Origin of the sequence: Kitasatospora sp. NPDC049285, from assembly GCF_040678815.1 — a bacterium.
Classification (GTDB): domain Bacteria; phylum Actinomycetota; class Actinomycetes; order Streptomycetales; family Streptomycetaceae; genus Kitasatospora.
This window is the reverse complement of the sequence record NZ_JBFAQR010000009.1, coordinates 135,824-158,715: the sequence shown is the minus strand read 5'-3', so window position 1 is coordinate 158,715 and position 22,892 is coordinate 135,824. Positions and strand designations below refer to the sequence as shown.

General features: G+C 66.4%; 21 protein-coding genes and 1 pseudogene. 12 read left to right on the top strand and 10 right to left on the bottom strand.

Features of this window, described 5'->3' with window-relative positions; translation table 11 throughout:
* Window positions 1–223: 223 nt before the first annotated feature.
* Window positions 224–907, bottom strand: coding sequence for an alpha/beta hydrolase (locus tag AB0K51_RS09630; protein WP_363452408.1), 684 nt, complete (start codon window positions 905–907; stop codon window positions 224–226).
* Window positions 908–1,213: 306 nt separating this feature from the next.
* Here AB0K51_RS09630 and AB0K51_RS09625 point away from each other — a divergent pair.
* The 4 genes and pseudogenes from AB0K51_RS09625 to AB0K51_RS09610 all read left to right on the top strand — a co-directional run.
* Window positions 1,214–1,484, top strand: a pseudogene (locus AB0K51_RS09625) (hypothetical protein); the annotation flags it as partial.
* A 1,790-nt stretch (window positions 1,485–3,274) separates the two neighbouring features.
* On the top strand, window positions 3,275–5,383 hold the full coding sequence (locus AB0K51_RS09620; RefSeq protein WP_363452406.1) for a sensor histidine kinase: 2,109 nt from the start codon (window positions 3,275–3,277) through the stop codon (window positions 5,381–5,383).
* Window positions 5,384–5,395: 12 nt separating this feature from the next.
* Entirely contained in the window at window positions 5,396–6,094 is a 699-nt protein-coding gene (locus AB0K51_RS09615; RefSeq protein ID WP_363452404.1) for a hypothetical protein, read from the top strand.
* Window positions 6,094–7,158: an MBL fold metallo-hydrolase gene (locus tag AB0K51_RS09610; protein ID WP_363452402.1), complete on the top strand. Its 1,065-nt coding sequence runs from the start codon at window positions 6,094–6,096 to the stop codon at window positions 7,156–7,158. Before AB0K51_RS09615 ends, AB0K51_RS09610 begins: the two co-directional genes overlap by 1 nt.
* A gap of 262 nt (window positions 7,159–7,420) precedes the next feature.
* Here AB0K51_RS09610 and AB0K51_RS09605 read toward each other — a convergent pair whose 3' ends face one another.
* Complete coding sequence (locus AB0K51_RS09605) at window positions 7,421–8,239, bottom strand: class I SAM-dependent methyltransferase (RefSeq protein ID WP_363452400.1); 819 nt, start codon at window positions 8,237–8,239, stop codon at window positions 7,421–7,423.
* Window positions 8,236–9,546 (bottom strand): helix-turn-helix transcriptional regulator, encoded by a 1,311-nt coding sequence (locus AB0K51_RS09600; RefSeq protein ID WP_363452398.1) that lies wholly within the window; start codon window positions 9,544–9,546, stop codon window positions 8,236–8,238. The genes AB0K51_RS09605 and AB0K51_RS09600 overlap by 4 nt, the downstream gene beginning before the upstream one ends.
* Window positions 9,547–9,750: 204 nt before the next feature.
* On the opposite strand from AB0K51_RS09600, the gene AB0K51_RS09595 reads away from it, so the two are divergent.
* The 5 genes from AB0K51_RS09595 to AB0K51_RS09575 all read left to right on the top strand — a co-directional run bounded on the left by AB0K51_RS09595 (window position 9,751) and on the right by AB0K51_RS09575 (window position 13,511).
* A complete protein-coding gene (locus AB0K51_RS09595; protein ID WP_363452396.1) occupies window positions 9,751–10,245 on the top strand; it encodes an ATP-binding protein in 495 nt (164 codons plus the stop codon).
* Between the two features lie 178 nt (window positions 10,246–10,423).
* Window positions 10,424–10,567 (top strand): hypothetical protein, encoded by a 144-nt coding sequence (locus AB0K51_RS09590; RefSeq protein WP_363452394.1) that lies wholly within the window; start codon window positions 10,424–10,426, stop codon window positions 10,565–10,567.
* 13 nt (window positions 10,568–10,580) lie between these two features.
* Window positions 10,581–11,768, top strand: a complete 1,188-nt coding sequence (locus AB0K51_RS09585; RefSeq protein WP_363452392.1) for a cupin domain-containing protein — start codon at window positions 10,581–10,583, stop codon at window positions 11,766–11,768.
* Window positions 11,765–12,661 carry an aldo/keto reductase gene (locus tag AB0K51_RS09580; protein ID WP_363452390.1) on the top strand — a complete coding sequence of 299 codons (897 nt, stop codon included), beginning with the start codon at window positions 11,765–11,767 and terminating at the stop codon, window positions 12,659–12,661. The genes AB0K51_RS09585 and AB0K51_RS09580 overlap by 4 nt, the downstream gene beginning before the upstream one ends.
* 220 nt (window positions 12,662–12,881) lie before the next feature.
* Entirely contained in the window at window positions 12,882–13,511 is a 630-nt protein-coding gene (locus tag AB0K51_RS09575; RefSeq protein ID WP_363452388.1) for a hypothetical protein, read from the top strand.
* Between the two features lie 81 nt (window positions 13,512–13,592).
* Here the strand turns inward: AB0K51_RS09575 and AB0K51_RS09570 are convergent, their stop codons facing one another.
* The gene (locus AB0K51_RS09570; protein ID WP_363452386.1) at window positions 13,593–14,000 is read right to left on the bottom strand and encodes a hypothetical protein; all 408 of its coding nucleotides are present in this window, start codon (window positions 13,998–14,000) and stop codon (window positions 13,593–13,595) included.
* Window positions 14,001–14,320: 320 nt separating this feature from the next.
* Between AB0K51_RS09570 and AB0K51_RS09565 the strand changes: the two genes are divergently transcribed.
* Window positions 14,321–14,584, top strand: a complete 264-nt coding sequence (locus AB0K51_RS09565; protein ID WP_363452384.1) for a ribosomal protein L7/L12 — start codon at window positions 14,321–14,323, stop codon at window positions 14,582–14,584.
* Between the two features lie 159 nt (window positions 14,585–14,743).
* Here the strand turns inward: AB0K51_RS09565 and AB0K51_RS09560 are convergent, their stop codons facing one another.
* On the bottom strand, window positions 14,744–15,877 hold the full coding sequence (locus AB0K51_RS09560) for a DUF3631 domain-containing protein (RefSeq protein WP_363452439.1): 1,134 nt from the start codon (window positions 15,875–15,877) through the stop codon (window positions 14,744–14,746).
* Window positions 15,878–16,398: 521 nt separating this feature from the next.
* A complete protein-coding gene (locus AB0K51_RS09555) occupies window positions 16,399–16,614 on the bottom strand; it encodes a hypothetical protein (RefSeq protein WP_238863802.1) in 216 nt (71 codons plus the stop codon).
* Between the two features lie 126 nt (window positions 16,615–16,740).
* Between AB0K51_RS09555 and AB0K51_RS09550 the strand changes: the two genes are divergently transcribed.
* Both AB0K51_RS09550 and AB0K51_RS09545 read left to right on the top strand, forming a co-directional pair.
* Window positions 16,741–17,364 carry a helix-turn-helix transcriptional regulator gene (locus AB0K51_RS09550; protein ID WP_363452382.1) on the top strand — a complete coding sequence of 208 codons (624 nt, stop codon included), beginning with the start codon at window positions 16,741–16,743 and terminating at the stop codon, window positions 17,362–17,364.
* Entirely contained in the window at window positions 17,361–19,130 is a 1,770-nt protein-coding gene (locus tag AB0K51_RS09545; RefSeq protein WP_363452380.1) for a site-specific integrase, read from the top strand. Before AB0K51_RS09550 ends, AB0K51_RS09545 begins: the two co-directional genes overlap by 4 nt.
* Before the next feature lie 228 nt (window positions 19,131–19,358).
* On the opposite strand, the gene AB0K51_RS09540 is transcribed toward AB0K51_RS09545, so the two are convergent.
* The 4 genes from AB0K51_RS09540 to AB0K51_RS09525 are packed head-to-tail and all read right to left on the bottom strand — an operon-like array spanning window position 19,359 to window position 22,811.
* On the bottom strand, window positions 19,359–20,429 hold the full coding sequence (locus AB0K51_RS09540; RefSeq protein WP_363452378.1) for a DUF4192 domain-containing protein: 1,071 nt from the start codon (window positions 20,427–20,429) through the stop codon (window positions 19,359–19,361).
* Window positions 20,426–20,905 carry a hypothetical protein gene (locus tag AB0K51_RS09535; RefSeq protein WP_363452376.1) on the bottom strand — a complete coding sequence of 160 codons (480 nt, stop codon included), beginning with the start codon at window positions 20,903–20,905 and terminating at the stop codon, window positions 20,426–20,428. Before AB0K51_RS09535 ends, AB0K51_RS09540 begins: the two co-directional genes overlap by 4 nt.
* Window positions 20,902–21,927 carry an N-6 DNA methylase gene (locus AB0K51_RS09530; RefSeq protein ID WP_363452374.1) on the bottom strand — a complete coding sequence of 342 codons (1,026 nt, stop codon included), beginning with the start codon at window positions 21,925–21,927 and terminating at the stop codon, window positions 20,902–20,904. Before AB0K51_RS09530 ends, AB0K51_RS09535 begins: the two co-directional genes overlap by 4 nt.
* Window positions 21,924–22,811, bottom strand: coding sequence for a phosphoadenosine phosphosulfate reductase (locus tag AB0K51_RS09525; protein WP_363452372.1), 888 nt, complete (start codon window positions 22,809–22,811; stop codon window positions 21,924–21,926). Before AB0K51_RS09525 ends, AB0K51_RS09530 begins: the two co-directional genes overlap by 4 nt.
* Window positions 22,812–22,892: the final 81 nt, after the last annotated feature.

Here is a 22,892-nt window from a genome sequence, read left to right as displayed (position 1 = left end):
GCCTCCGACAACGCCGAAAGGGCCGGCCTCCGAGGATCAAACCTCGCGAGCCGGCCCTTCCGTCACATCTGGCGCTGAGCCCCCTGTCGGGTTCGAACCGACGACCCCCGCTTTACGGCCGACAGGTCGTGATCTTTGCAATCGACGGTCACATGCGAACGAACGCGCGGCTGCGGCGGCGCGGACGGGTGCTCGCAGGGGGCGCGCCTCGCGGTCCTCGGCCCTAGTCCAGGGTCTTCGCGGCGTTGCGGATGACGTCGAGGACGGCCTCGGGCTGGGAGAGCATCGGGACGTGGCTGCTGTCGAGGCTGACGGCCGTGGCCTTCATACGTTCAACGGAAGCCCGCTGCCGATCCGGGTTCACCGTGCGGTCCTGGGTCCCGACGATGAACCAGCTCGGCTTGGCTCGCCAGGCGTTGCCGGGCACCTGCTGGTCGAAGAGGTCCACGATCGGCGGGGTGGCGGTCGCCAGCACGAGCTTCTGCTCCTCCAGCGGCAGGTCACCGCAGAAGTGGCCAATGCCCGACTCCTTGAGGTAGATGCGGTTGTCGGCCACCTCGAGGTGCTCGAAAACCGGCGAGCTCGGAAATGCGCCCAAGTGCTGCGTCGAGGTCTCGTCGTCGTCCGGGGCGAGCGCGCAGATGTACACCAAGGCACCCACCCGGTCGTGCACACCCGCCTTGGTGATCAGCGTTCCGCCATAGGAGTGGCCCACGAGCACGACCGGGCCGGGCACGTGGTCGATCGCGCGGGTGACACAGGCGACGTCGCCTTCGAGCGAGTCGAGGCCGTGCTGCGAGACGAAGACCTCGCGACCCTCAGCCTGGAGTGCGGGGATGAGCTTTGCGAAGCACGAGCCGTCAGCCCACAAGCCGTGGGCGAACACGACGCTAGCCTTGCCTGCCATGCGTTCCTCCTTCGTCGGTACAGCACGGTGGAGATCCAATTCACTGGATCTCCGCTGTCCCAACCTAGGTGGGACCAACAAGTGCCGCGCTTCGGCAAACGAGTCCTGCTGCTACTACTGAACTTGAACTCGTGATGCCGGCCTGGGGCAGTCAGCTGTCCATGATCAGGCCGGTGTTGGCGAGGCACCCATCGATGAGGTGGGGCGGTATGCGCGGCAAGGCGGAGGCTCACCCGCCGGTTCTGGCGGAGCCCTGGCCCGGGAGTGCCTGCCCGAGGGCACGGCGCCACCAGCCGGGCAACCGGCTTCTTGGAGGGCGCTCGCACGGACGCGCTCTACCCAGCGTTCGTCCTGGCCGTGGCGCTCGGCCTGCGGCGCGGCGAGATCCTGGGCCTGCGGTGGCAGGACATCGACCTGGAGCGGCGGACCCTGACGGTGCGCCAGTAGCCTCTGGCGATCCTGGGGCACAGCCAGATCGGTGACGATGGAGGTCTACGCCCACGTGGTGCAGGACAACCAGCGCGCGGCGATGAGCCACATGGACCGGCTGCTGAAGCACCGCCGGCCCACCCGCTGATGTCGGCTTGAGATGTCAGAAGGCCCCGGACCGCAATCGGTCCGGGGCCTTTCTGCGTTCGCAAGTCATTGACGTGCGCAAAGAGATGAGCCCCCTGTCGGGTTCGAACCGACGACCCCCGCTTTACAAGACGAACCCGGATCATGACGGTACGTGACGCCTGATGCCGCGTGGTGCTGAATCTGCTGGTCAGCGCCATGCGGCAGGTTTCGCGCTTCTGACTCAAGACGACTCGTGCCAGCCCGTCCGCTCACGCATAGCTCACGCGGACCGAGTAGCCCGACAGAAACGCCATGCGCCCCAACCACCCCATCGGTGGAACCTCCCTACCGAGTTCGTGCCGGCCATGGCAGCGCACGAACCACGCCCACCGTCAGGTGGCGGCAGCGAATGCGTTGGTCCAGCCACTCGCAAACCTCCTCCGACGACAACACCTTCAACAGCCGACGGCACTCCTTGACCCCACCCGATTTTGGCTTCGCAGTGATCAGATGGTTGTCGACAGCTACGGGCGTTCGCCCGGTAACAAGCACGCCGGCAGCGCGGGCGCCACCACCCGTACCCAGGCCCGGCCGGGACGTGCGGCGAATAGCAACGAACGGCGGAGTTACGAGACGACCCGCAAATTGCCTAGTCCGCCCAGTGGCTCGCCCTGCCTCTACCTCCGCGAGGTCCCGTGCTGTCAGGAAGGGCGCCTCTGGGCCATGGTGGGGGTCACGGTTATCCACCACCGGTCCAACCTTGATCTCGAAAGCCTCCTCAACACGAGCCTCTGCTATAGGTGCTGGCCACCAGAGCCCACTGGGGGCCGGCGTCTTCAATCGCCGCCTTCGAGCACCATCAAGCAGGAACACATCGATGTCCGTATGAGCATCGAACTGTCCATACAGGTCTACCCGCTTGACGCTCAAGGCACCTTCAAGTCGTCCCCGCCAGGTCTCGTAACGAGCTCCGCTCCTAAGCACATCGGGCAAGATCGCCGAGACCCGCTGCCCCAGTCCAAGTGCCTGTACTCCAGCGAGAACGAAGACAGCAGCTTGGGAGACTGATCCCGTTGCCCAGTCACAGTCACCGCTAGCTGATACGGATCCGTAGGGTGGGTTGAGAAGCATGTGCCCCTGATAGCCAGATGCCGACCGTAGCGAGGCCAGCCCATCAGCGACCCTTACCCGGCGGAACGCACGAAGACCATCATCAAGCTTGATACCAGACCGCCCGCTCTCCCCGCCGTGCCGCGCAGCCGCGGCAAGGAAGAGCCTTAGCCGAGCTACCTCAACAAACGGGCTCTGAAGATCCTCGCCCCGAAGGGCAGAACCCCACAAGCGAAGCGTGTGTCCAAGGGTTGGTCCCGTAGGTAGCTGCGCTGCTGCTGCCAGGAGGAGGTCGCCAGCACCACACGTTGGATCCCAGTAGGCGGCAGCCCGACCACCAGCCTCACACCCGGAGATCAACTCTGCAAACCGTGAGCGCACCTCACCACCGCTGAAGAACGCGCCCTCCTCGCGCCTGACTTGGAGAGGAACTAGCGCCCGCAGTCGCTCCGCGGCCTGCCCGTTGAGTGCTGCGTGAACGTCCTGCTCGACGCGGCCCCAAGCACCCCTAGCGACGTCAGATGCCAGCAGCCTCAGCTGGTCTGTGAACATCGCATAACCAGCTGTTCGCACGAGCTCCCCTTCTCGACTGCCTAGCAACCTTGCGGACAGCTGGTCCTGACGATCAGCCAGACGCTATTCTGCAGCAGTCTGGTCGACCATGGAACCCTGGGGTCGGCCCAGCTCGGAGGGGGATCCTTGAGCACTCACCTGCGGTTCGCTACAGAGATCTTGGCTCGCCTGGGCGAGGAGCTCATCCCACACCCCGACCTGGGTGTCATCGAGCTCGTCCGCAACGCCTACGACGCTGACGCCACACACTGCACTGTCACGCTGGACAACGCTTCACAGGCCGGCGGGACACTGGTCGTGGAGGACAACGGCGACGGGATGACCGAAGAGGACATCACTGAGTCCTTCCTCCTCATCGGGCGCTCCACGAAGACAACTTCGCCCATGACAGCCAGCCTCAGGCGCAAGGTAGGTGAGAAGGGCCTCGGGCGTCTCGCGGCCCTACGACTCGGCAGGAGGGTCGAACTCGTCAGCCGGCCCCGCAGCCAACCTGGAGTAGCCCACGTCCTTCACATCAATTGGTCGGACTACGATTCCGCCGAGACGGTAGAGGAAGTGGAACTGGCCGTCGACACCCGACGGACCGATCAGGCGCCCGGAACTACCATCACGGTGTATCAGCTCCGCCAAGGGTTCGACGAGCCCCAGATGGAGCGGCTCTCAAGGGCAATGCGGCTACTTACCGGATTCTTCGACGATGAAGACACTGGATTCACCACCTCCCTCAACGCGCCACAGTTCGCTCTCATGTCCGAGGCAGTGAATCGGGGATTCTTCGATGAAACCGAATACAAGCTCGTAGCATCTCTCGACGAAGACGGTATGGCCAGTGCGGTTCTATACAACTGGAAGGGCGAGGTAATCGCCCGAGGCGAGCACGGAGACGTGGCACTGCGTAAGCATCGAGGCCACTACGAGGCGCCGATGATGTATCACGCACCAGCTGCCACTTTTGAGCTTTGGATGTTCATCCTCGACAAGCCCTCCTTTGACGCACGGCACTCTCGCCGAAAATATACTGACCTCCGTCCTTGGCTGCGAATTGTTGGCGGCGTTCACCTGTTTCATCGCGGCCTCCGCGTTCACCCGTACGGCGATCAAGGCTTCGACTGGCTCGACCTCAACCTGCTTAGGGTTCGTAGCCCAGAAGAGCGCCCCAGTACAAATAACAGCATCGGCCGGATGAGCGTTGACGATCCCGACAATTTGCTAATCCCCAAAACCGATCGCATGGGATTCCAGGAGAATTCCCATTTCATTGAACTGCGCGACTTCGCTGCCCGCGCGACCGACTGGGCGGCACGCGTCCGGCTAGGTCGCCGCGAAAGCGAGCGAACTGGGGCTGCAGCAACTGCCAGGAAAGCAAAACAAGAAGCTGCGCGAAAGGTTGATTCGGTCCTTGACGCACTCCCGCCGGTTCAGCGCAGGCAAGTTGCCGAACTGGTACAGAGTCAGAATGTTCTCATCAAGGAGCTCGAACGAGATCGACTGCTCTACCGCTCCCTCGCCACCGTGGGGATTAGTACCGCAGTATTCGCCCATGAATCCATCGGCTCCGCCGGAGGCCTCAGTCAAGACCTAGACACCGTGGAACGCCGCACCAGGGCACTCCTCGGTGACGATGCATTTGCAAAAAAGATCGAAAAGACTCTAGGTCGGGCAAAGAGCACTGCTGCTTCGATTCATTCGTTCGCCAGACTTCCGCTCCGGATGTTGCAGAGAAAGAAGCGTCGCGCCACAGTAGTTGATCTCAATGAGGCGTGCCACGAGTTTGTCGAAATGTTCGGCGGCTACCTCTCCGATTGGCATATTGCGCTTGACCTAGACCTGTGCGACCAACCTGCCCGAGTCCTAACTCCAGCAGCAGATATCGAGTCCATTTTCGCAAACCTCGTAATCAACGCTGCTCGATCTTTCACTCGTGGCGATACATCTCGGGAGCGGGCAGTTCTGATTAGGACCCGTATCGAGAACGATCACGTGACTATCGACGTCGCTGATTCCGGCCCAGGAATCCAAGGAATCTCACTACGGGATATATGGCTTCCTGGCGAAGGCAGCAGCGCCGACGGAACCGGCCTTGGCCTGACAATCGTGAAAGACATCGTCGCCGATCTCCACGGCAAAAAAACGGTTCTGGAGGACGGGGACCTGTCAGCTGAGGCGAATGGTGAGCTAGGAGGGGCGTCCTTCCATGTACGCCTTCCCCGACAAGCCGATGGCCGCGATAGGTAGGGACAAGAACGCGTGATCGTTCATGAGGACTTCCAGGTTGCCGTTGTTGATGACCGCGAAGATGATCTAGCTAGGGCATGCGACCAGGTTGAAGATCTTGATTTCTCGGTCTTTTCAATGCTTCTCCGCGGCCCGCGGAGCATTGACGATATTTTGGATGAGATTCTAGGGCGCGGCTGTCATGCCTTGATCTCAGACCACCGTCTGCATCCTCGCGGCGGCGTCACCTTCGATGGCGCCGAGCTTGTTGCACGTGCCAACGAACGCGGGTTGCCAGCGATTCTTTATAGCGCCTACGTCGAGGATGACGAAGCTACGTCCATCAGAGAGTGGCGCTATAGCATCCCACGAATCGTCAAAAAAGGGCCGGGGTCCGTCGAAGCCATTGCAGAAGGTATTCAGGTGGCGCAAGCTGAAGTCGCAGGTCAGAGGCTGCTAGAGCGAGAGGGGTTCCTCACGCCAATCCGAGTGGTTGATGTACACGACCATATTGGGCGACCCACCCTCGATGTAACGGTGACTGCCTGGCAGCCGGATGTCCCGGTGACGATCCCTATTGCACTCCTTCCACCGGCCCATCGAGTGCGTTCGGTTGAACTCATCGACCAGATCTTCCTTGGCGAGGTAAATTTCTACGCCGAGCATGAGGCCGAGTTATTTTTCCGAAACCTGCGGCCTGCCCCTACCCCACCACCCGAGTGGAGGGCTTGATGACGACGCTTCAAGCTCCGGCCGCGCTAAATCCGACAGCCGTGATCAATACTGTCGAGGCGGTTATTCTCGACGTCGGCCACGGGAACTCTGCTGTGCTACGCGACGGCAACCGCTGTGTCGTGGTCGACGCAAAATCCGACAAGCTTCTCTACAGCACCCTTGTCGATGCAGGAATCCACCGGATCGAGCACCTTGTGCTATCCCACGCAGACACAGATCACATTCAAGGAGCTCTCCGTCTGGTAACTAATCGCCGCTTCCAGATTGGGACTGTGTGGGCGAATTCCGACAGCTCAAAAGATACAAGAAAATGGGATGAGCTTCTAGCTATCCTCACAGACCAGGTCGACTCTGGGCAACTCTTAGTGCGCATCGGCATAAGCAACGCCGATGGTTCGCAACTCTCGCTGGACCGAGTTGGTATCAGGATCCTACATCCAACGCTTCGTGATATCGGGCACGGCCCCGGAGCCAGGGGGAAATTCCGCCCAGAGATCACGACTAACGGCATGTCTGTCGTTCTGCAAGTGAGTCTCGACGGACACCCTGCCTTGTTTTTGCCGGGCGATCTTGACGCTTCTGGGCTTGAGGATCTGCTGCAGCGCGGCGATGACCTAAACTCACACACCCTGGTCTATCCCCACCATGGCGGCCATAGTGGCGCAGCTCAGGAAGAACAGTTTGCCAAACTTCTCTGCGATGCCATCACGCCCGAGGTTGTCATTTTCTCACTAGGGAGGGGAAAGTATTCGAATCCACTGCGCGAAGTAGTCGACGAGATCCGAACAAATTTCCCGTCTGTGCGGATGGCTTGCACGCAACTCTCCACGAACTGCCATGCGTCTCTCCCGCCTCAAGCATCGAAAGGCCATCTCGCGAACTGGCCGGCTGCCGGGCGCTCGGCCGGAACATCCTGCGCCGGAACTTTCCGCATCACTGTTGAGGGCGGGTCAATTTCGATCGAGCCGCCGATGGACAGGCATCACGAGTGGATTAGGAGTCATGTGAGTCAGCCGATGTGTATTCGAACGATCAACCTCCCTGCACCCAGGGTCCCATAATGCTCGCAATGCAATCCTTGTGAGCATGGCTTGGCGGGCAGCGTCCGGGGGACGATCGTCTATTGGCGATGACGTGAGTGCGCCGCGAATGGCGGATGACAGGCGATGGATGCCGGGTCGAGCCGGTCCTGTCGCCATGCCAAAGAAGTCACCTCACGACCTGCTAGAAACCGTGACCCTACCTCGGTGCTCAACGCCTGCCTCGGCTGGGCTCCCAAACCAGTTTATTTCTAAGCAATGATGCGCCTGATGCTCACCGTCCCTATGGATAGCAGACCATGATGCCGCCCCGGCACGCGATCTTGAATGACCCCTCAGTCGCGATTGTGGCGGCAATAATCTCGGCCGCCCGGCTGACGGTCTCGTGGAACGGGACGCCGCTCTGGTCAGCCCACGCCTCGTAGGAAGCCAGGTGGGCAACGATCGGGGCGGGGTCACTGATCTCGATGATGCCGGGAAGTTCTTTCACCTGTATGTCCTTGAACGCCGTCCTAAGGTAGACCGGGGCTTTCTCCAGGGAGAAGCGAGAGCTGAGGGAAACTCGGGCCGGCCCCTCGGGAACACCAAGGACGTCTCCTGCGGCCCTGGCCCAGAGCTGGTCCAGCTCCTGCTTGTCCGTGTCACTGTTGGTCGAGGCGATGAGCATGCCGCCAGGCCGGCAGACGCGTGCCAGCTCCTCGATCGTGGCCTCGATGTTGCTGACGTGGTACAGCATGTGCAAGGCCAGCACGGCGTCGGCGCTGTCATCGGCGAAGGGCAGAACCTGGGCGTCGGCGACCACGACCGGCTTCGCGACGTCAGCGAGGATGCCCGCCGAGATGTCCGTCCCGACGACCTGAAGGTCCGGCCGGTCCTTGTGTAGGCGGCTGACGAACTTGCCGTTCCCGCAGCCGACGTCGAGAACGGTCCCGCTTGTGCCGGCCAGCTCTTCGACGACGAGCCCGGGCAGGTCGTACTGCGGCTGCTGCCACTGGTAGATCGACTGGCGGGCGGCCAAGTGGCGCCCGTCGGCGTAGGCGCTGTTCGCGAGGATCGCCTTGTCGGCGACCGCAGCGTCCTGCTGTGCGGTGTTGCTCGTCACTGTGGCGGCTCCGGAGGGTGCGTGAGTGCGGGTCGAGAGCAGGCATCTTTGACATTCTCACGGAGACTCAGGACGATCGGGGAGCCTGCGTAGGCAGGCTCGGCGAGACGAGTGCTCAGCGCCCGAAGGCGGCTTGAGATGCTCGCCGTTCGCCGGTCCGGTGCGGCGTCCAACACCACCGAGAGCTTCTCCTGCACGCCGTCGAGGTCGCCGTGTGCGAGATGGGCGTTGACGAGATCAAGGTGGGCGGCTAGTAGGTCGCCGGATGACTGCTCCTGCCGCGGTGCGGACTCGTACATGGCGATGGCCCTGGAAGACGCCTCGATGGCGCGGTTCACGTGAGTTTGGCTGCCCAGGGCAAGAAGGGCTGTGCCGGCGTAGGCGTACTGCTTTGCCTCTGGGAAAGTGAACACGCCAGGGAGATCCACGGCGGCCATAGTGCTCCTTGCTGCCTCGCCCGCCTCTACCGCTCGGAGCGCGCTCGCGCTGTCGCCCAGCGCCGCAGTGGCCCGTGCTTCGAGGCTGAGCAGGCGGGCTGCGATCGTCCCACCGTCCGCGTACGGCAACCCGGCCCTGGCCAACTCGGCCGCCTGGCGATGGTCCTGCTGCCAGTAGGCGATCAGTGACTGGACAGACCGGATCCAGGCCCGAAGGCCGTTGTGGCCGGCTGACTCCGCACAGCGCCAGGCTGTTCGCGAATGCGTAGCGGCAGCTGTGTACTGACCAAGGTCGAGTGCAACATGCGTGGCCAGACCACAGAGGCGTCCGGCCTGTAGGTAGAGATGACTTGTCTGGTAGGGGTGTTGGCGGCCGTGGAGTAGGTCGAACACCCCGCGTCGGAGAGCCCCGATGTCGTGGAAGACCTCGGATACGGGCTTACTGACGTAGTCCCCCGCCAGCCTGGCGATGTCCGCGTCGATCTGCTCCAGCAGCGTGTCATCCACATTGGAGGCGCTCGCGAAGCGGAGGAAGCCTGCGGACTCCGCTGAGTCGGCCGCTACTGCCGCCACGAGACCACAACCGTGATCCCCGCTCAGGGCAGGCACAGGAGCAATGGCGTCGTCGTCGCCAGGCGGAAGTGGAACTGGCTCGGTGCTTCCGGAGGGTGCCAGCAGGTAAGCCAACTGGTCGACCGAAAGCCGCAGGGCCCGGGCAAGCCTCGGCCGCATCCACGGCTGTGGCGTGCCCCTACCGCTCTCCCACCGCCCCACGGTCGAGCGGTCCACCTGGAGTACCTCGGCCAGCGATTCCTGGGTGTGGCCGACGGCCTCCCGGCGCTGGACCAGCCGGGACCTCCTGGGCGCCATCCCAAGTCCTCCAGTGGTACGTCAGTTCGCCTGTAACCGCATCAAGCCAGGTCATAACCAGGTTTGCAGCACGGATCCCCCAATGCCGCATCAATTCTGCTCTGGTTCAGCGGCTTTGGAGGTAGTTCTGTAGATCCCTGTCGGGTGAATCCCGGCGCGAATCGGCCCGATGCCGACCTCGTCCCCTGTGAAAGGTCCGCGCGCATGTCCGTCGCCACCCACCAGACCACCGCGCCCGCCCCGTTCGGCTTCAGCGTGCTGCCCAGTGCCGAGGCCGTCCCGGACGCCCGGCGCCGGGTGATACGGACCGTCCGCGACTGGGACGTGCCGCTGGCGGAGGACGCGCTCCGGGACGTCGAGTTGCTCTCCAGCGAGCTGATCACCAACGCCGTGTCCCACACGCACGCCCTGTGCGTCGTGTCCGTGTCCTGGCACGGTGAGCGGCTGCGCGTCGAGGTGCTGGACGGCAGCCACGAGTTGCCGGCCCCCGGCGGGGTCGACCTCGAAGCCACCGATGGGCGAGGGCTGTTCCTCGTGGCAGCGCTCGCGACGGACTGGGGCGCGGAGCCGGACCCCGCTGGCAAGCGGGTCTGGTTCGAGGTAGGCACCAGTGCCGCCGTGTCGGGGGACGAACGACTGACCGCGCTGGTGCGGGCCGCTGCCCCGAGCACACAGGAAGTCGTGCCGACCGACGTCTGACGAGACTTCCTCCTGCCTACCTCGGGCGGGAGGGATACAGGTGGCCGCACTGCCAACGGCGATGCGGCGTACACACCTGACGTTCCCCGCCACAGCTTGCCTGGGCCACGGGATCCATCGCAGCACCGAAGACGGGGCCGGGCAGTCGGCCCGCCCCATGACCTCGAAGGAGTACTTCATGCCCGAGAACCTGACGACCACCACCGCCGAGCTGGAGGGTGACGGCCTGCTGGTCGCCCGTACGAAGGTCGCCGCGGCCCGCTCGCGTGGCGAGCAGCCGTCGGACGGCGGCTCCACCGGCCGAACCGACACCAACGACTGACGGCTGCATCACGATGACCGCCGAGCACTTCTCGGTGGTTGAGCGTCTGGGCGGGGATGACTTCCTCGCCCAGACGCTCGGCCGCAGCTTCAAGGTCGCACGCGGCGAAGCCGCGTCGCTCGCCGGGCTGATGAGCTGGGATGACCTCAACACCATCCTGACCCACCACCGGTTCGAACCCCCTCGCTTCCGCCTCGCCGCCAACGGGGAGCAGGTGCCCGCGCACACCTACTCCCGGCCGATCACCACCCGGCGGAGCACCGTCTGGCACCAGCTCCAGCCCTCCGAGTTGCACCAGCGTCTCGCCGAGGGTGCCACGCTGGTCCTGGATGCCGTCGACGAACTCCACCCCGGCATCGGTACTCTGGCCGGCCAGCTGGAGCGCTGGCTGCGAACCGGCGTGCAGGTCAACCTGTACGCCTCCTGGACCGACACCGAGGGCTTCGGCGTCCACTGGGACGATCACGACGTGGTCGTCGTCCAGCTCGACGGCGCGAAGCGCTGGCGCGTCTACGGCCCCACCCGCGCATTGCCAATGCACCGCGACGTCGAGACGCCCGAGCCACCGCCCGAGGAGCCCGTCGCCGATCTGGTCCTCACCGCCGGCGATGTGCTCTATCTGCCTCGGGGCTGGTGGCACGCCGTCGCTGCCTCCGAGGGCCAGCACTCGCTGCACGTCACATGCGGGCTGCAGAGCACGACGGGGGCCGACTTGATCACCTGGCTGTTGGAGATGTTGCGTGCTCACCAGGCCATCCGAGCGGATGTCCCGCGTTTCGGGGCCGCCGAGGAGCAACGCGCCTTCCTCGACACGATCGGCAAGCTCATCGAGACCGAGCTGAAGAGCGACGACCTGATCGCCCGCTTCTTCTCCGCCCGCGACGCCACCGAGCGAGCCCGGCTCGCACCGTCGTTGCCCCACATCACGGCGGCCCCACCGGATGCCGACCTGCAGGTACGCCTGGTCACCACGCGGCCCGCGCTCGCGACCAGGCCCGATGGCACAGTCCGGCTTACCGCCGGAGGCGAGGAGTGGACCTTCGCTGCCAAGGCCGAGCCGATGCTCGCGCTCCTCGCCGACGGAGAGTCTTACCGGCTGGCCGATCTCGCTCAGGCCGCAGGCATCACTCTCGGCCAGGCTGCCGGTGTCGTGACGGAGCTGGTCGACGGCCAGGCCGCCGCGATCGGAGGCCCACGATGACCGCCCAGCTGGGCCTCGGCACTTACCGCTGTCGCGATGTGGCCGAGGCCGCGGTGAGGGCCGCTGCCAGGGGTGCCGACTGGGTGGATACCGCACCCAACTACGAGGGTGGCCGGGCGGAGGCGGCACTGGCTCTGGTTCTGGCGGCCTATCCGGATCTTGGCGTCTCCACGAAGGTGGGTTTCGTCCCTCCCAGTGCCCGGCGGATCGGCGTACGCGCTGGTGCGCTCACCGCCGGTGATGCCAAGCGCGGGCACTGCCTAGCGCCGGACTACATCGCCTGGCAGGTCGCCCGTAGCAAGCGCATGCTCGGCCACGTCCCCGACCTGGTGTTCCTCCATAACCCGGAACACGACTGTCAGGAAGACGAGATCGCCGATCGGCTCTACGCTGCGTTCCTCGCCTTGGAGGAGGCGTGCAGCCAGCGCGTCATCAGTTCCTACGGAGTGGCGACCTGGCGCGGTTTCAGCAGCGGGCTCTTCGACGTGTCTGCCCTGCTCGAACTCGCGACCAAGGCCGGCGGCCCGCAGCACCACCTGCGGGCGATCCAACTCCCCATCTCCCTCGTCCACCTCGGCGCCGTCGCCCAGGCCCTCGACGGACACGGCCCGCTGGTCGATGCCTTGGATGCGGGACTGGAGGTGTTCGCCTCCGCCCCGCTCCACGGTGGCGAGATCCCCGGCATCGTGACCCGTGAGCTGACCGACCTGATCAGCCCCGGCAGCACGCCCGCGCAGGCTGCCCTCGCCGTCGTCGCCTCGACCACCGGAGTGAAACGCGTGCTTCTGTCAACGGGGAATCCGGAACACTGGACGCAGGCCGCCGATGCCGTCGGCCGCCCGCCGTTGTCTCCGGACGTGCTGCGAAAGGTCGTTGATGTACTCGGAACCTGAGCCGGACATCGCCGAGCGGATGCGCGGGATGCACGCCATAGCCGCAACAGCGCTCGACGCGAAGCCGATCGGCTTGCGCGAAGCGTGGGGCTGGCGTGGGCGTACCCTCAGCCGCCCGGTTGCCACGGCGTCCGGCGAGGGCTGGCTCCGCCTGGCGTCCGCCCCGGCCGACAAGGCCGGTGGAAAGCTCTGGGAAGGACCGCAGGAGGCAGAACGGCTCATGCCTCCTGCGGTTCCCCGGCCGCGCCTGCGGGAGCGGCGTACCTGGACCGAGGGCGAGCACGGCTACCTGGCAGAGCTGTACGACAAGATCACCATTTCCACCATCACCACCCACGAACCAACCCTCCGGAAGGCCCCCGACCTGGACGACGCTTGGTGGGACGCGCTCAGCACCGCCCTCGACGCGATCGCCGCAGTCCCCAGCAACCGAGTGGCGGTCCGTCAGGAGTACCTGGATCGCGCCCTGCCGCAGTACCTCGGCAGGGCGGTCGACACCAAGGCGCCCGCCTGGACGACCGCGCACGGAGACCTGCACTGGGCCAACCTCACCGGCCCGACCCTCACGATCCTCGACTGGGAAGGCTGGGGCACCGCACCCGCCGGCTACGACGCCGCGCTCCTGCATTCCTACAGCCTCCTGGTGCCCGACACCGCGGCCGAGATAAGGCGGCGGCTCGCGCACATCCTCGACACTCCCACGGGGTCGTTCGCCGAACTCGTGGTCATCACCGAACTCCTGCAGACCACCACCCGAGGCGACAACCTCGATCTGGAGAAGCCCCTGCGAAGGCGGCTCTCCGAGATCACCAACCCCTGGCCCTCCGGCCGGGGGAATCTTGTCGAGTAGCCGTTGGGATATACAACGCGACAACTTGCTCTGCCCACTCAGCTGGTGGGGGCTGGTCTGTGCGATCGCCTCCAGCACACATCAGCTCTTACCAGTAAGGGACTTCACCACGCCGATGATTGACGACAGGAGGGCAACGATCGCGCCCAGGCTCGCGAGGCTGGTAGTCGCGTTGGGGAAGAGGTCCGCCGATATCTCTCGCCATCGACGCCGAACGACGAGCCCCTTCAGCTTCTGCCACTGATGCTGCTTGATATGGCAACCCCGAAGAACACCGCGGCCGTTGTTGCGGCACGTCTGCGCCTCGCCACGATTCAGCGCAGCGCACGGGACTGGCGCTTGGAAGAGAAACCACAGGAGACTCAGCGCCGACAGAGCTGTGATCGCAAGGGGCCCGAAGTCAGCGGTCAACCATCCGGTCATAGCAACGACGAAAGCAATCAGCCCCCAGTAGCGCCAAAGGCCGTTCGTTCTCTTCTTATTAGCCACAGCGGCGTACGGTATCGACGGGCAGGGAGGCACTGGGAGAGCGCACAGGCGCACGGGGTGGCGGGCAAAGGGCGTGAGCTACAGGCAGTGGCGCGTGCTCCAAGCCGCTCGCAAGTCCGGCCGCCCTCGGCCCGCCAGGCTCGGCTGCTCCGCCGTCGGCCCAGCAGAACCCGGGGCAAGGACTCCTTACCCCACAACTTGCTCCGGCTGGCCGGGGCTCGCGGTAAGCAGCGCTTACCGCACAACTTGCTCCGCGTGCGGCCCTCTTCGCCTTCGACGGTGTGGGGCTAGGCTCTCAAGGACCGGCAGTTGGAGGGGGCATGGGCGGCGAAGTCAGGTACTTCACGCTGGTCTGTGACGACGTGCCGTACAGCGTCGTGCTGGCCGATCCTGGCACCCGCACCATGGACGTGCTGAAGGAGATCCGCCGGCTCACCGGGCTCAGTCTGTGGCACGGCAAACTCCTCATCGGCCAGCTTCCAACGACGGTTCTCGAAGACCAACCCGAAGACGCAGCTCGGGCAGCTGCCAGCGCTCTTCGCGCCGTTGGCGCTGTCGCCCATGCCATCGAGCAGATCGACTGAGAATCCGTCCGCTGCCCACCGCGTTGCACTCGTCCCACGCGTTGCACACCTGGTCAAGGCGGTACGGGTGGCGCTCCCGGGACGACAGCACCCGTTGCGGAGAACGAACCCGTCCCCGCCCTGAGCTGGGCGGGGACGGGTGGTACGACTGGCGGCAAGTCAGCTGCCGTTAGCGGTATGCGGCTCAGCGGGCTCGGGGCAGTAGCGGCTCCAGGCGTCGAGGAAACCGTTGCGGGTGAAGCCCTTGAGCTGCACGCCGTCCGGGAAGCGGATGTTCATCGAGCCGATGCCGTAGTCCTTGAGCAGGAGCTGCAGACCACGGGCGCTCAGCCCCGTCGGTCCGTGCTCGGCCCACGGCGCCTCATGGTCGGCCTTCAGGGCGGTCAGGAGGTGCTCGGTGGACAGGGCGTCCGGGTTGCCACCGGCGGCGAAGACGCGGCGGATGTCGACCAGGATCCTCGTCCTCAGGCCGCCGTCCTCGTCCTGCCCGGACTCGAAGGCGGTCATGGCACGACAGGCCGCGCGGGCACGCACCGGCCACTCACCTCCGGCGAGGTCCGCGACCGTCACCAAGGGCTCCCAGGTGTCAGCTGCACGGTCATCGACCGGCATGGGCGGCTCCATGTCGGTCGCCGCGTCGGTCAGCGGCACCAGCCAGGCATGGAGGCCGTCGCGCAGTTCGCGCAGGCCCGGGTTGTCCCGGTCGGAACGGTACGAGGAGACGCGCTCGCCCGGCGCCCGGGGGCGCATGCGGATGACCACTGACCGGTCCATGATCGTGTCCGGGAGGTCGCCGATACCGGCCAGGGCTGCCATGGCGAAGGTGGGGAACTTGACCACCTTGCGGTCCGGGCCGGTCACCCGCAGGGTGGGGCGATTGCGCTGGTGACCGGCGTTCAGCAGGCCCCGAAGGTCTTCGTTCTTCTCGGCCGCCTTGACGGTGCCGAACATGGTGTCGGCCTCGTCCACGAGCAGGGTCGGCGGCTGGTCGGTGATCGACCGGAAGATGGCCGCCGAGGACGCGTTGACCGTGATGAGTGGGTCGTGCACGGTCTCGGTGACGATGTCGAGCAGCCGAGACTTCCCACAGCGCTTGGCCGGGCCGATCACGGCAAGACGCGGGGCATGCTGCCAAGCGGGCTGTAGATGGGTGGCGGCAACCCACAGCGTCACGGCATCCAGAGCTTGCTCGGACGGGAGGATCACGAAGCGAGCTATGGCGGATCGGAGTTCGCAGAGCAGCTCGGCTCCCGGCGATGACGGAGTGACCGGCAGGTCGCCGCTTCCGGTCATCCCGCCGAAGACGTCCGGGTCACCGACCTGTCCTGCCGGGGCACTGACCGGGTCAGCGGTGATCTGACCGGTCAAGGCACCGGGCTCCCGGTCAGTCCGGTCGGTCAGTATGTCGTTCTGACCGACCGCCGGTCGGTAGTGACCGGGTTGACCGGGGACGGCAACGGCGGGCCAGCCCTTCGCTGGGTCTCCCGATGCAGGCTGGCGGGAAGTAGAGTTCACGGTGAAGCTCCTCGCTGGTGCGCACGACCTCGACCGTCGCGCTGCCACCGGTTGAACTGATTCGCTGATCTGGGGACTTCGCCCGGCCCTCGGTGTTCGTAGCACCGAGGGCCATCGCGTTCCCGGCCTGCCGAGCCGACGAGCCGACTTGGCTCAACTCGCAGGCGGGTGGAGTGCGTTGCGCCGGTTTGCGACCGGCGGGCGACGCGACGATACGACCGCCCTGACGGAAGATCCACTGCTCCGGTGGCAGTCCTCCCACAGCAGACAAGCTCGTGGCCCGACCTGCGGCCTTGTCGTCACGCCGCTGCACCGTCCGGCGCGACGTCGATGCCCAGCAGCCGCAGGAGGTCTGCGGTGATCACCCGGTACTTCTTGCCCAACCGCAGCACGCGGCACGGGTAGGCGTCCCGCCTCGCCAGTTCGTAGCCCTTGCTGCGGCCAAGGCCGATCGCGCGGTTGGCGGTGTCCAGGTCGATGGCGGCCGGCAACGCGAGCAGCTCCGCCCGGCTCATGCCCGTGAGCTCCTTGTTGCCCGTCTCAGTTCGCACAGCTGTCTCCATTCACGGGGGCGAGCCCCGGTCGGCGGCCCCGGTAAGTCCGGGATCGAGGAGCAGCTTGCATCGCAATAAAGTGTCGATATGACACACGACGAAGTGGAATCTTGGTCGGCGCAGGTCACGAGAACCGTGATCGCCGAGGTTCGTAGGTGCCGGAGGGAGCTGGGTATGACCGCGCAGGACCTGGCCAACGCCTGTGACGAGCTGGGCCACCCCATCCCGCGCAACGTCATCGCGAACTGGGAGTCCGGACGTCGGCTGACCCTCACCGTCCCGGAGCTGCTCGTGCTCGCCAAGGCGGTCGACACGCCGCCGGCCGCCCTGGTCTTCCCGCTCGGCGGGAGCACCAACGCGGACTGCCTCCCGCACGAGAGCCGAGACCCGTGGACGGCGTTCAGCTGGTTCACCGGCGAGGACCTGAACTTCGGCGACGCGGCCGTGTTTCGCGAGCACGCGGGCGTCGAGCACCGCATCCGGACCGGGCACCACGACGCCTGGCAGCTCCAGTTCTTCGGCGCGAGGGAGGACTGGCCGCACGGCGCCGACGCCAAGTTCGGCCGCCTCGTGAAGGCCGTTCGCTCGGAGCTCGTGCCGATCCGACACCGCATGCGCGAGCTGGGGCTGACTCCCCCTCCGCTCCCCAGCCACCTCGTATTCCTCGACACCGACCACAAGGACGACCGGATGAAGGAGGAAACCCCATGAAGGGCTCCACCTACCACCGCTGCTACTGCCGGGACGCCGACACCGGCAAGCCGCTCGGCAAGGCCTGCCCGAAGCTCAGCAGCCGCAAGCACGGTTCCTACGCGGTGCGCCAGGAGCTGCCCAACCGCGAGGACGGCTCACGCCGGTCCTTCAACCGCTCCGGCTATGAGTCCCGGAAGACCGCCCAGGCCGATCTCGACCAGGTTCGCGAGCTGCTGCACATCCCGGACGCGGATGATCCTGAGGGCCTCGCGCAGATAGCCGACCTGCTGGAGAAGGTCGCCCACGAGAAGGCGCCGCTGCCAGACGTCGAGGAGACCCGTCGCCGGCTCGCCTCCGGCCAGGACCTCCAGAACCGGCTGACGGTCGGCGAGTGGCTCGACCAGTGGCTGGCGGGCAAGCGCGGCCGACAGACCGCGATCAGCCGGGACGAGAGCAGCATCCGGCTCTACCTCAAGCCGCGGATCGGCCACATACGGCTCGACCGCCTTCGGGTCCGGCACCTGGAGGAGATGTTCGCCGCGATCGAGGAGGAGAACGTCGAGATTGCCGAGGCGAACGCCCAGCGGCGGGCCGCCATCGACGAACTCGCCCAGATCCCTTGGAAGGGTCAGGAGTTCCGCGCGCAGCGCAAGGCTCTCAAGACCGCCATCGCCGGGATGGAGCCGTTCCGACGGACCGTCAGCGCGTCGACCTGCCAGCGCATCCGATCCACGCTCAGGGCCGGCCTCAACGCCGCGATCCGACGGCAGATCATCACCTTCAACCCGGCGTCCCACGTCGAGCTGGAGGCCGCCAAGCGCCCGAAGCCGCTCGTGTGGACGAAGGAGCGGATCGAGCACTGGGAGCTCACCGGCGAGCGGCCGTCCCCGGTGATGGTCTGGACGCCGGAGCAGACGGGCCTGTTCCTCGACCAGGCCGCCGAGGAGCGTCTCTACGCGTTGTTCCACCTGATCACCTTCCGGGGGCTGCGACGCGGCGAGGCGTGCGGTCAGCGCTGGGCTGACACCAACCTGAAGTCGGGGTTGCTCACCGTGGCCAAGCAGCTCGTCGTGGACGGCTGGGCGGTCTACGAAGACGACCCGAAGACGGACGCGGGCGCCCGCACGATCGCCCTCGACTCCGAGACGGTGTCCGTCCTGGAGGCGCACCGCGAGCGGCAGCGGGCCGACCGCGAGAGGTGGGGCACCGCCTGGGTCGAGACCGGCCGGGTCTTCACCAAAGAGAACGGCGAGTGGCTGCACCCGACCGCCGTGACCGACCGGTTCCGCGAGGTGGCCGAGGAGGCCGGCCTGCCGCCGATCCGGCTGCACGACCTCCGGCACGGCGCGGCCACGCTCGCTCACGCGGCGGGCGCGGACCTTCACACGATCAAGGAGATGCTCGGCCACTCCTCGATCGGCATCACCTCGGACACGTACACGACCCTGCTCCCGCAGGTCGACCGGGCGATCGCAGAGGCGGCGGCCCGGCTTGTCCCCCGAGCGAACAGGCCGCGCAAGGTTGCCCAGTCCACGGCGGCAACCGACCCGACCAGGCCATCCGCTCACGCATCGCTCACGCAAACGGCCTCGGACGACAAGTCCGAGGCCGGCGATGAAGCCCCTAGAAGGCCAAACCTGCAGCTCATCCGGGGTGGTTCACTGAGCCCCCTGTCGGGTTCGAACCGACGACCCCCGCTTTACAAGAGGACCGAGAAGACACACGATCTGTCGCCGACCGTCCCGCTTCGACACTCCCTCGCAGGTCAGAGGGCATGTGCCTAGTCGGGTGATCTGGAAGCATCACGAGCCTTCACGATCCTTGTGTCCCCATCGTGTCCCCACCCGGCCCCGCCCAGAAGCCTGCGCGAAGGGGTCCGGGGCCGACACCCCAGCCCAGCGCAGGTCTCCGAAAGGGCGACCAGGGCTCTACCATTCAGGAGCAAAACGGCTCCGCCCCCACTGCCCGGGGGCGGAGCCGCAGTACCCGCCGGAGCGGGTCAGATTCCTTGGTTAGTCTACGCCGGGCTCACCGTTGTCGGAGCGGGTGTTGCCGGAACCGGCCTCGAACTCCTGCCGGTAGCCCCGAAGCTTCTCCTGGACCCTTGCCGCAGCCTCCGCCGGCAGCATGAACAGCTCCCGCATGCTGAGGCCCAGCTCGTAGGCGGGATCGACTTCCAGGGCCTGGGCGAGTGCGGCCCGGGCCACGACGTCCTCGTGGAGCAGCCAGCTGTTCCAAGCGAGAAGGGTCAAGGGAGCTGCGGCGAAGTTCTGGTACGGGGGCACGCTGCTGACGGCGAGGTGCCGCCACAGGGCGATGGCCCGGCTGCGTTCGCTCTCTTCGCAGTAGCCGAGGGCCACGTCCCGGAAGTCGCGGTTCTGGAGCGCGGCAAGCAGGGTGGCGGTCCGGTCGGCGGCGGGCATCTTGTCCTCTTTGAGCAGTTCGAGGAGTAGGGCGTGCGCGGCAGTCATTCCGATGGGGCGGAAGATGGCGGCCGGGATGGCGACCTCCATCTCCTTCTGGTGGAGTCCGTCGGCGGGTTGTAGCTGGCGCTGGACTTCCTGGAAGCTGGGGAAGGGCGCCCTGCCGACGAGCGTGTAGGCGACAGCTACCGGGCTCGCCGCGGTGCCCTGGAGGGGGATGCCGTTGGGCGGGCAGCAGGAGTTCTCCGCGCAGAGGTAGGAGCTCCAGGAGTCGTTGGACACGAGCAGGACCTCCAGCCGGGGAAGGTCCGCCTCGGAGGCTGCCTGCACGAAGTGCTGGACGAGGGTGGCCGTCTTGGTCCTCACGCCGGCGTGGTCTTCACCGGTGTCCGGCTCGCTGTAGAGAACGATGGCGATCTTCTCGATCGGCTCGTGGTGGTTGGCGTGCATCTGGGTGAGCATGCCGATGCCTGCGGAGGCGACGGCCTTGGGCTCCTCGGGCTGCGGGATGCTGACGCGGAATACCCCGCCGACGCGGTTCCCCTCGCTGATGCCGACCAGGGCAACCGCGTCCTTGGGGTGATAGCCCAGGTGGTACGGGACGAAGGCCACGACGTCGGCGGGCCCGTGGAGCGTCGCGATGAACGTGCTTTCGGTCACTGTGCGTCCTTCTTGGTGGTGGTGCGCCTGGGGAGGCGGGTCAGTCGGAGCCGGGGCAGGGGCTGCCCCGGGTCCCAGGAGGCAGTGTCGGACTTGGCCGCGTAGCGGGGTTTGTTGGTGAGCGCGGGGATCAGGTGCCTGGTCACGAGGGTGAGCAGGGCCTTGTGCGGGTCCCTGACGCGCTCCAGGCTGATGACGGCGTGTCGGGTCCGGTTCGGCTGCAAGCGCGCGTCGAGTGCGGTCTGCGCCTTCGCGGCCTCGTCCGGCGTGGAGGCGGCAGGCAGCTCGGGGAGCGGCCCGGCGGTGATCCAGGTCTGGATGGTGCCGTGGGACTGGAGGCGGAGGCCGAGGCGGTGACCGTCTGGGTGGGCGAGGTAGGCCGCTCCCGGGGTGCCGGCGGGGTCGTCGTAGCGGGTCCAGTCGGGCAGCTGGTCTGCGAGTTGTGCCGTGTAGGTGTGGGCGTTGGGCAGGGTCATGCTGTCCTTTCGAGGGGTTCGGTGAGCTGGGTGAGGAGCCGGATGGCTCGGCGGTGGGCAGCTTCGGTGGCGGCCAGCTCCACGACGCGGTTGCGGTGGGCGATGACCTCGGCGCGTTCGGCGCGGGCGCGGGTGGGCCAGCCGGGGTCGGCCAGGGAGTCGGCTTTGGCGATGACGACGTTGGGCCCGAGGCCCCAGATGATGGAGTTGACCGCGAGGCAGGCGACGGCGATCTCGTTGATGTCGTTGCCGTACCACTCGTAGTCGGCCGGGTCGTGGCCGTGGTCGCGCAGGTGGGCGGCAGCGGCGCGGAGCATGCCGCCGCTGCCTGCGGCGGGGTCCATGAAGCTCATGCCGGGCGTGAAGTCCTTTTGCCCGAGCAGGACTTGGGCCATTAGGTCGCATGCGGGGTCGGGCGTGTGGAACTCGCCGTCCGCGAGGCGCTTGGCCTTGGTGCTCATGTCCATGATGAGCCGGGAGAGGACGTCGGTGTCTGTGCGGAGACCGGGGTCCTGGTGGCTGGTGATCTGGAACAGGCCGCTGTTGATCGCGGCGTGCGCGGTCTTGTGGACGGCATGCAGGATCTCGGGGTCCGGCTCCGGCACGGTCAGCCACTCGTGCAGCGGCAGGGCGCACTGGATGAGGTAGGGGTGCCGGTACCAGGTGATGCCCCAGATGTCCTTGAGGACGGCGCCGAGTTCGGCCGGGTCCAGGGCAAGGAACTGGTCACCCAGGTCGGGCCCGGCCTCGTCCTTGACGACTACCAGGGCGAGGGCCGCGACGACGCCGATGGGGATGGCGTGCTGGGAGCCGCCGCGGGCCTTGAACCAGGCGTCGGTGACGTCTTCTGCGAGCCGGTTGGCGATCTCTCGGTGGCTGGCGAACGGAGCCCGTCGGCGCTGGCCCATGTGGATCTCGGGCTTGGGCGGTTCGGCTGCGGCCTGCTGGGCCGTCACGACCCAGGAAGGCAGGGGGCGGGGGACGACGACGGGCGCGGCTCCGGGGAGCAGGGGGGCAGTCATGTCATGCACCATCCGGAGTCGCAGGCCCCGTCCGTCTCGGAGTCGAAGAGGGTGTCGACGCCGTCGGGGATGGCGCTGCGCAGGGGCCTGCCGAAGGCGCTGAGGTAGACGTGGTCGCGGCCGAGGCGGTCGCGCCTCTCGTTCAGCAGGTCTTCGAGCTGGCAGGCCCGTTCGAAGAGGTCCGGGTTGGTCCGCCTCATGTCGAGCCAGCCTTCGACGCGCTTGAACGGGCAGAACCAGCAGGCCGACTTCGGTGGGACGGGCAGGCCGGCGTCGTTGATGATGCGCATGCAGTCGGCGCGGCGCAGTCCCAGTTCAAGGAGCGGGTAGGCGATGCGCTCGTAGGGCTCGCACCGCCTGTCGTTGGCGCGTTCGATCTCATCGAGGCTGATGCCGATGCCGACGGTGGCCGGGGTGTCCTTGGTGGCTCCTCGGCGTCGCAGCTCGCGGCCGATGACCCTGATCTTGCAGTCGAGCGTGCAGCTTCTGGTGCCGGGGGCCCCGTTGGACATGCGGACCGGGATTTTCAGGGAGCGCGAGCCTTCCCGGGTCAACTCGCTGTACAGGGTGCGGACTTCTCCGGTCCTGACCATGACGCGGTCCAGGGTGGTCAGTTCGAGGCGGTGCGCCTTCGCGAAGGGTCGGGCGTACTGCTCGACGTAGGCGAGGGTGGCGGGGTTCTCGGAGTCCGTGCCGACGTTGGCGAACAGGAAGGAGGTGTAGGGGATCTCCTTCCGGGCGGCGAGGACGAGCGCGGCGACGCTCTGGACGCCTCCCCCGAATGAGAAGGATCGGAGCTTCGTGGGTACTCCGGCCTGCCACAGGGGGGCCGGGAGCAGCGGGGTCGCCCCTGGCATCAGGGCGTCCTGGAGAAGGAAGGGCATGGGTGTCTCCGGTTCGTTGGAGTCGGGCGGGGTGCCGCCCGGGCCGGTCCGTGTTCGCGCGTCCGGTCCGGGCGGCACCGG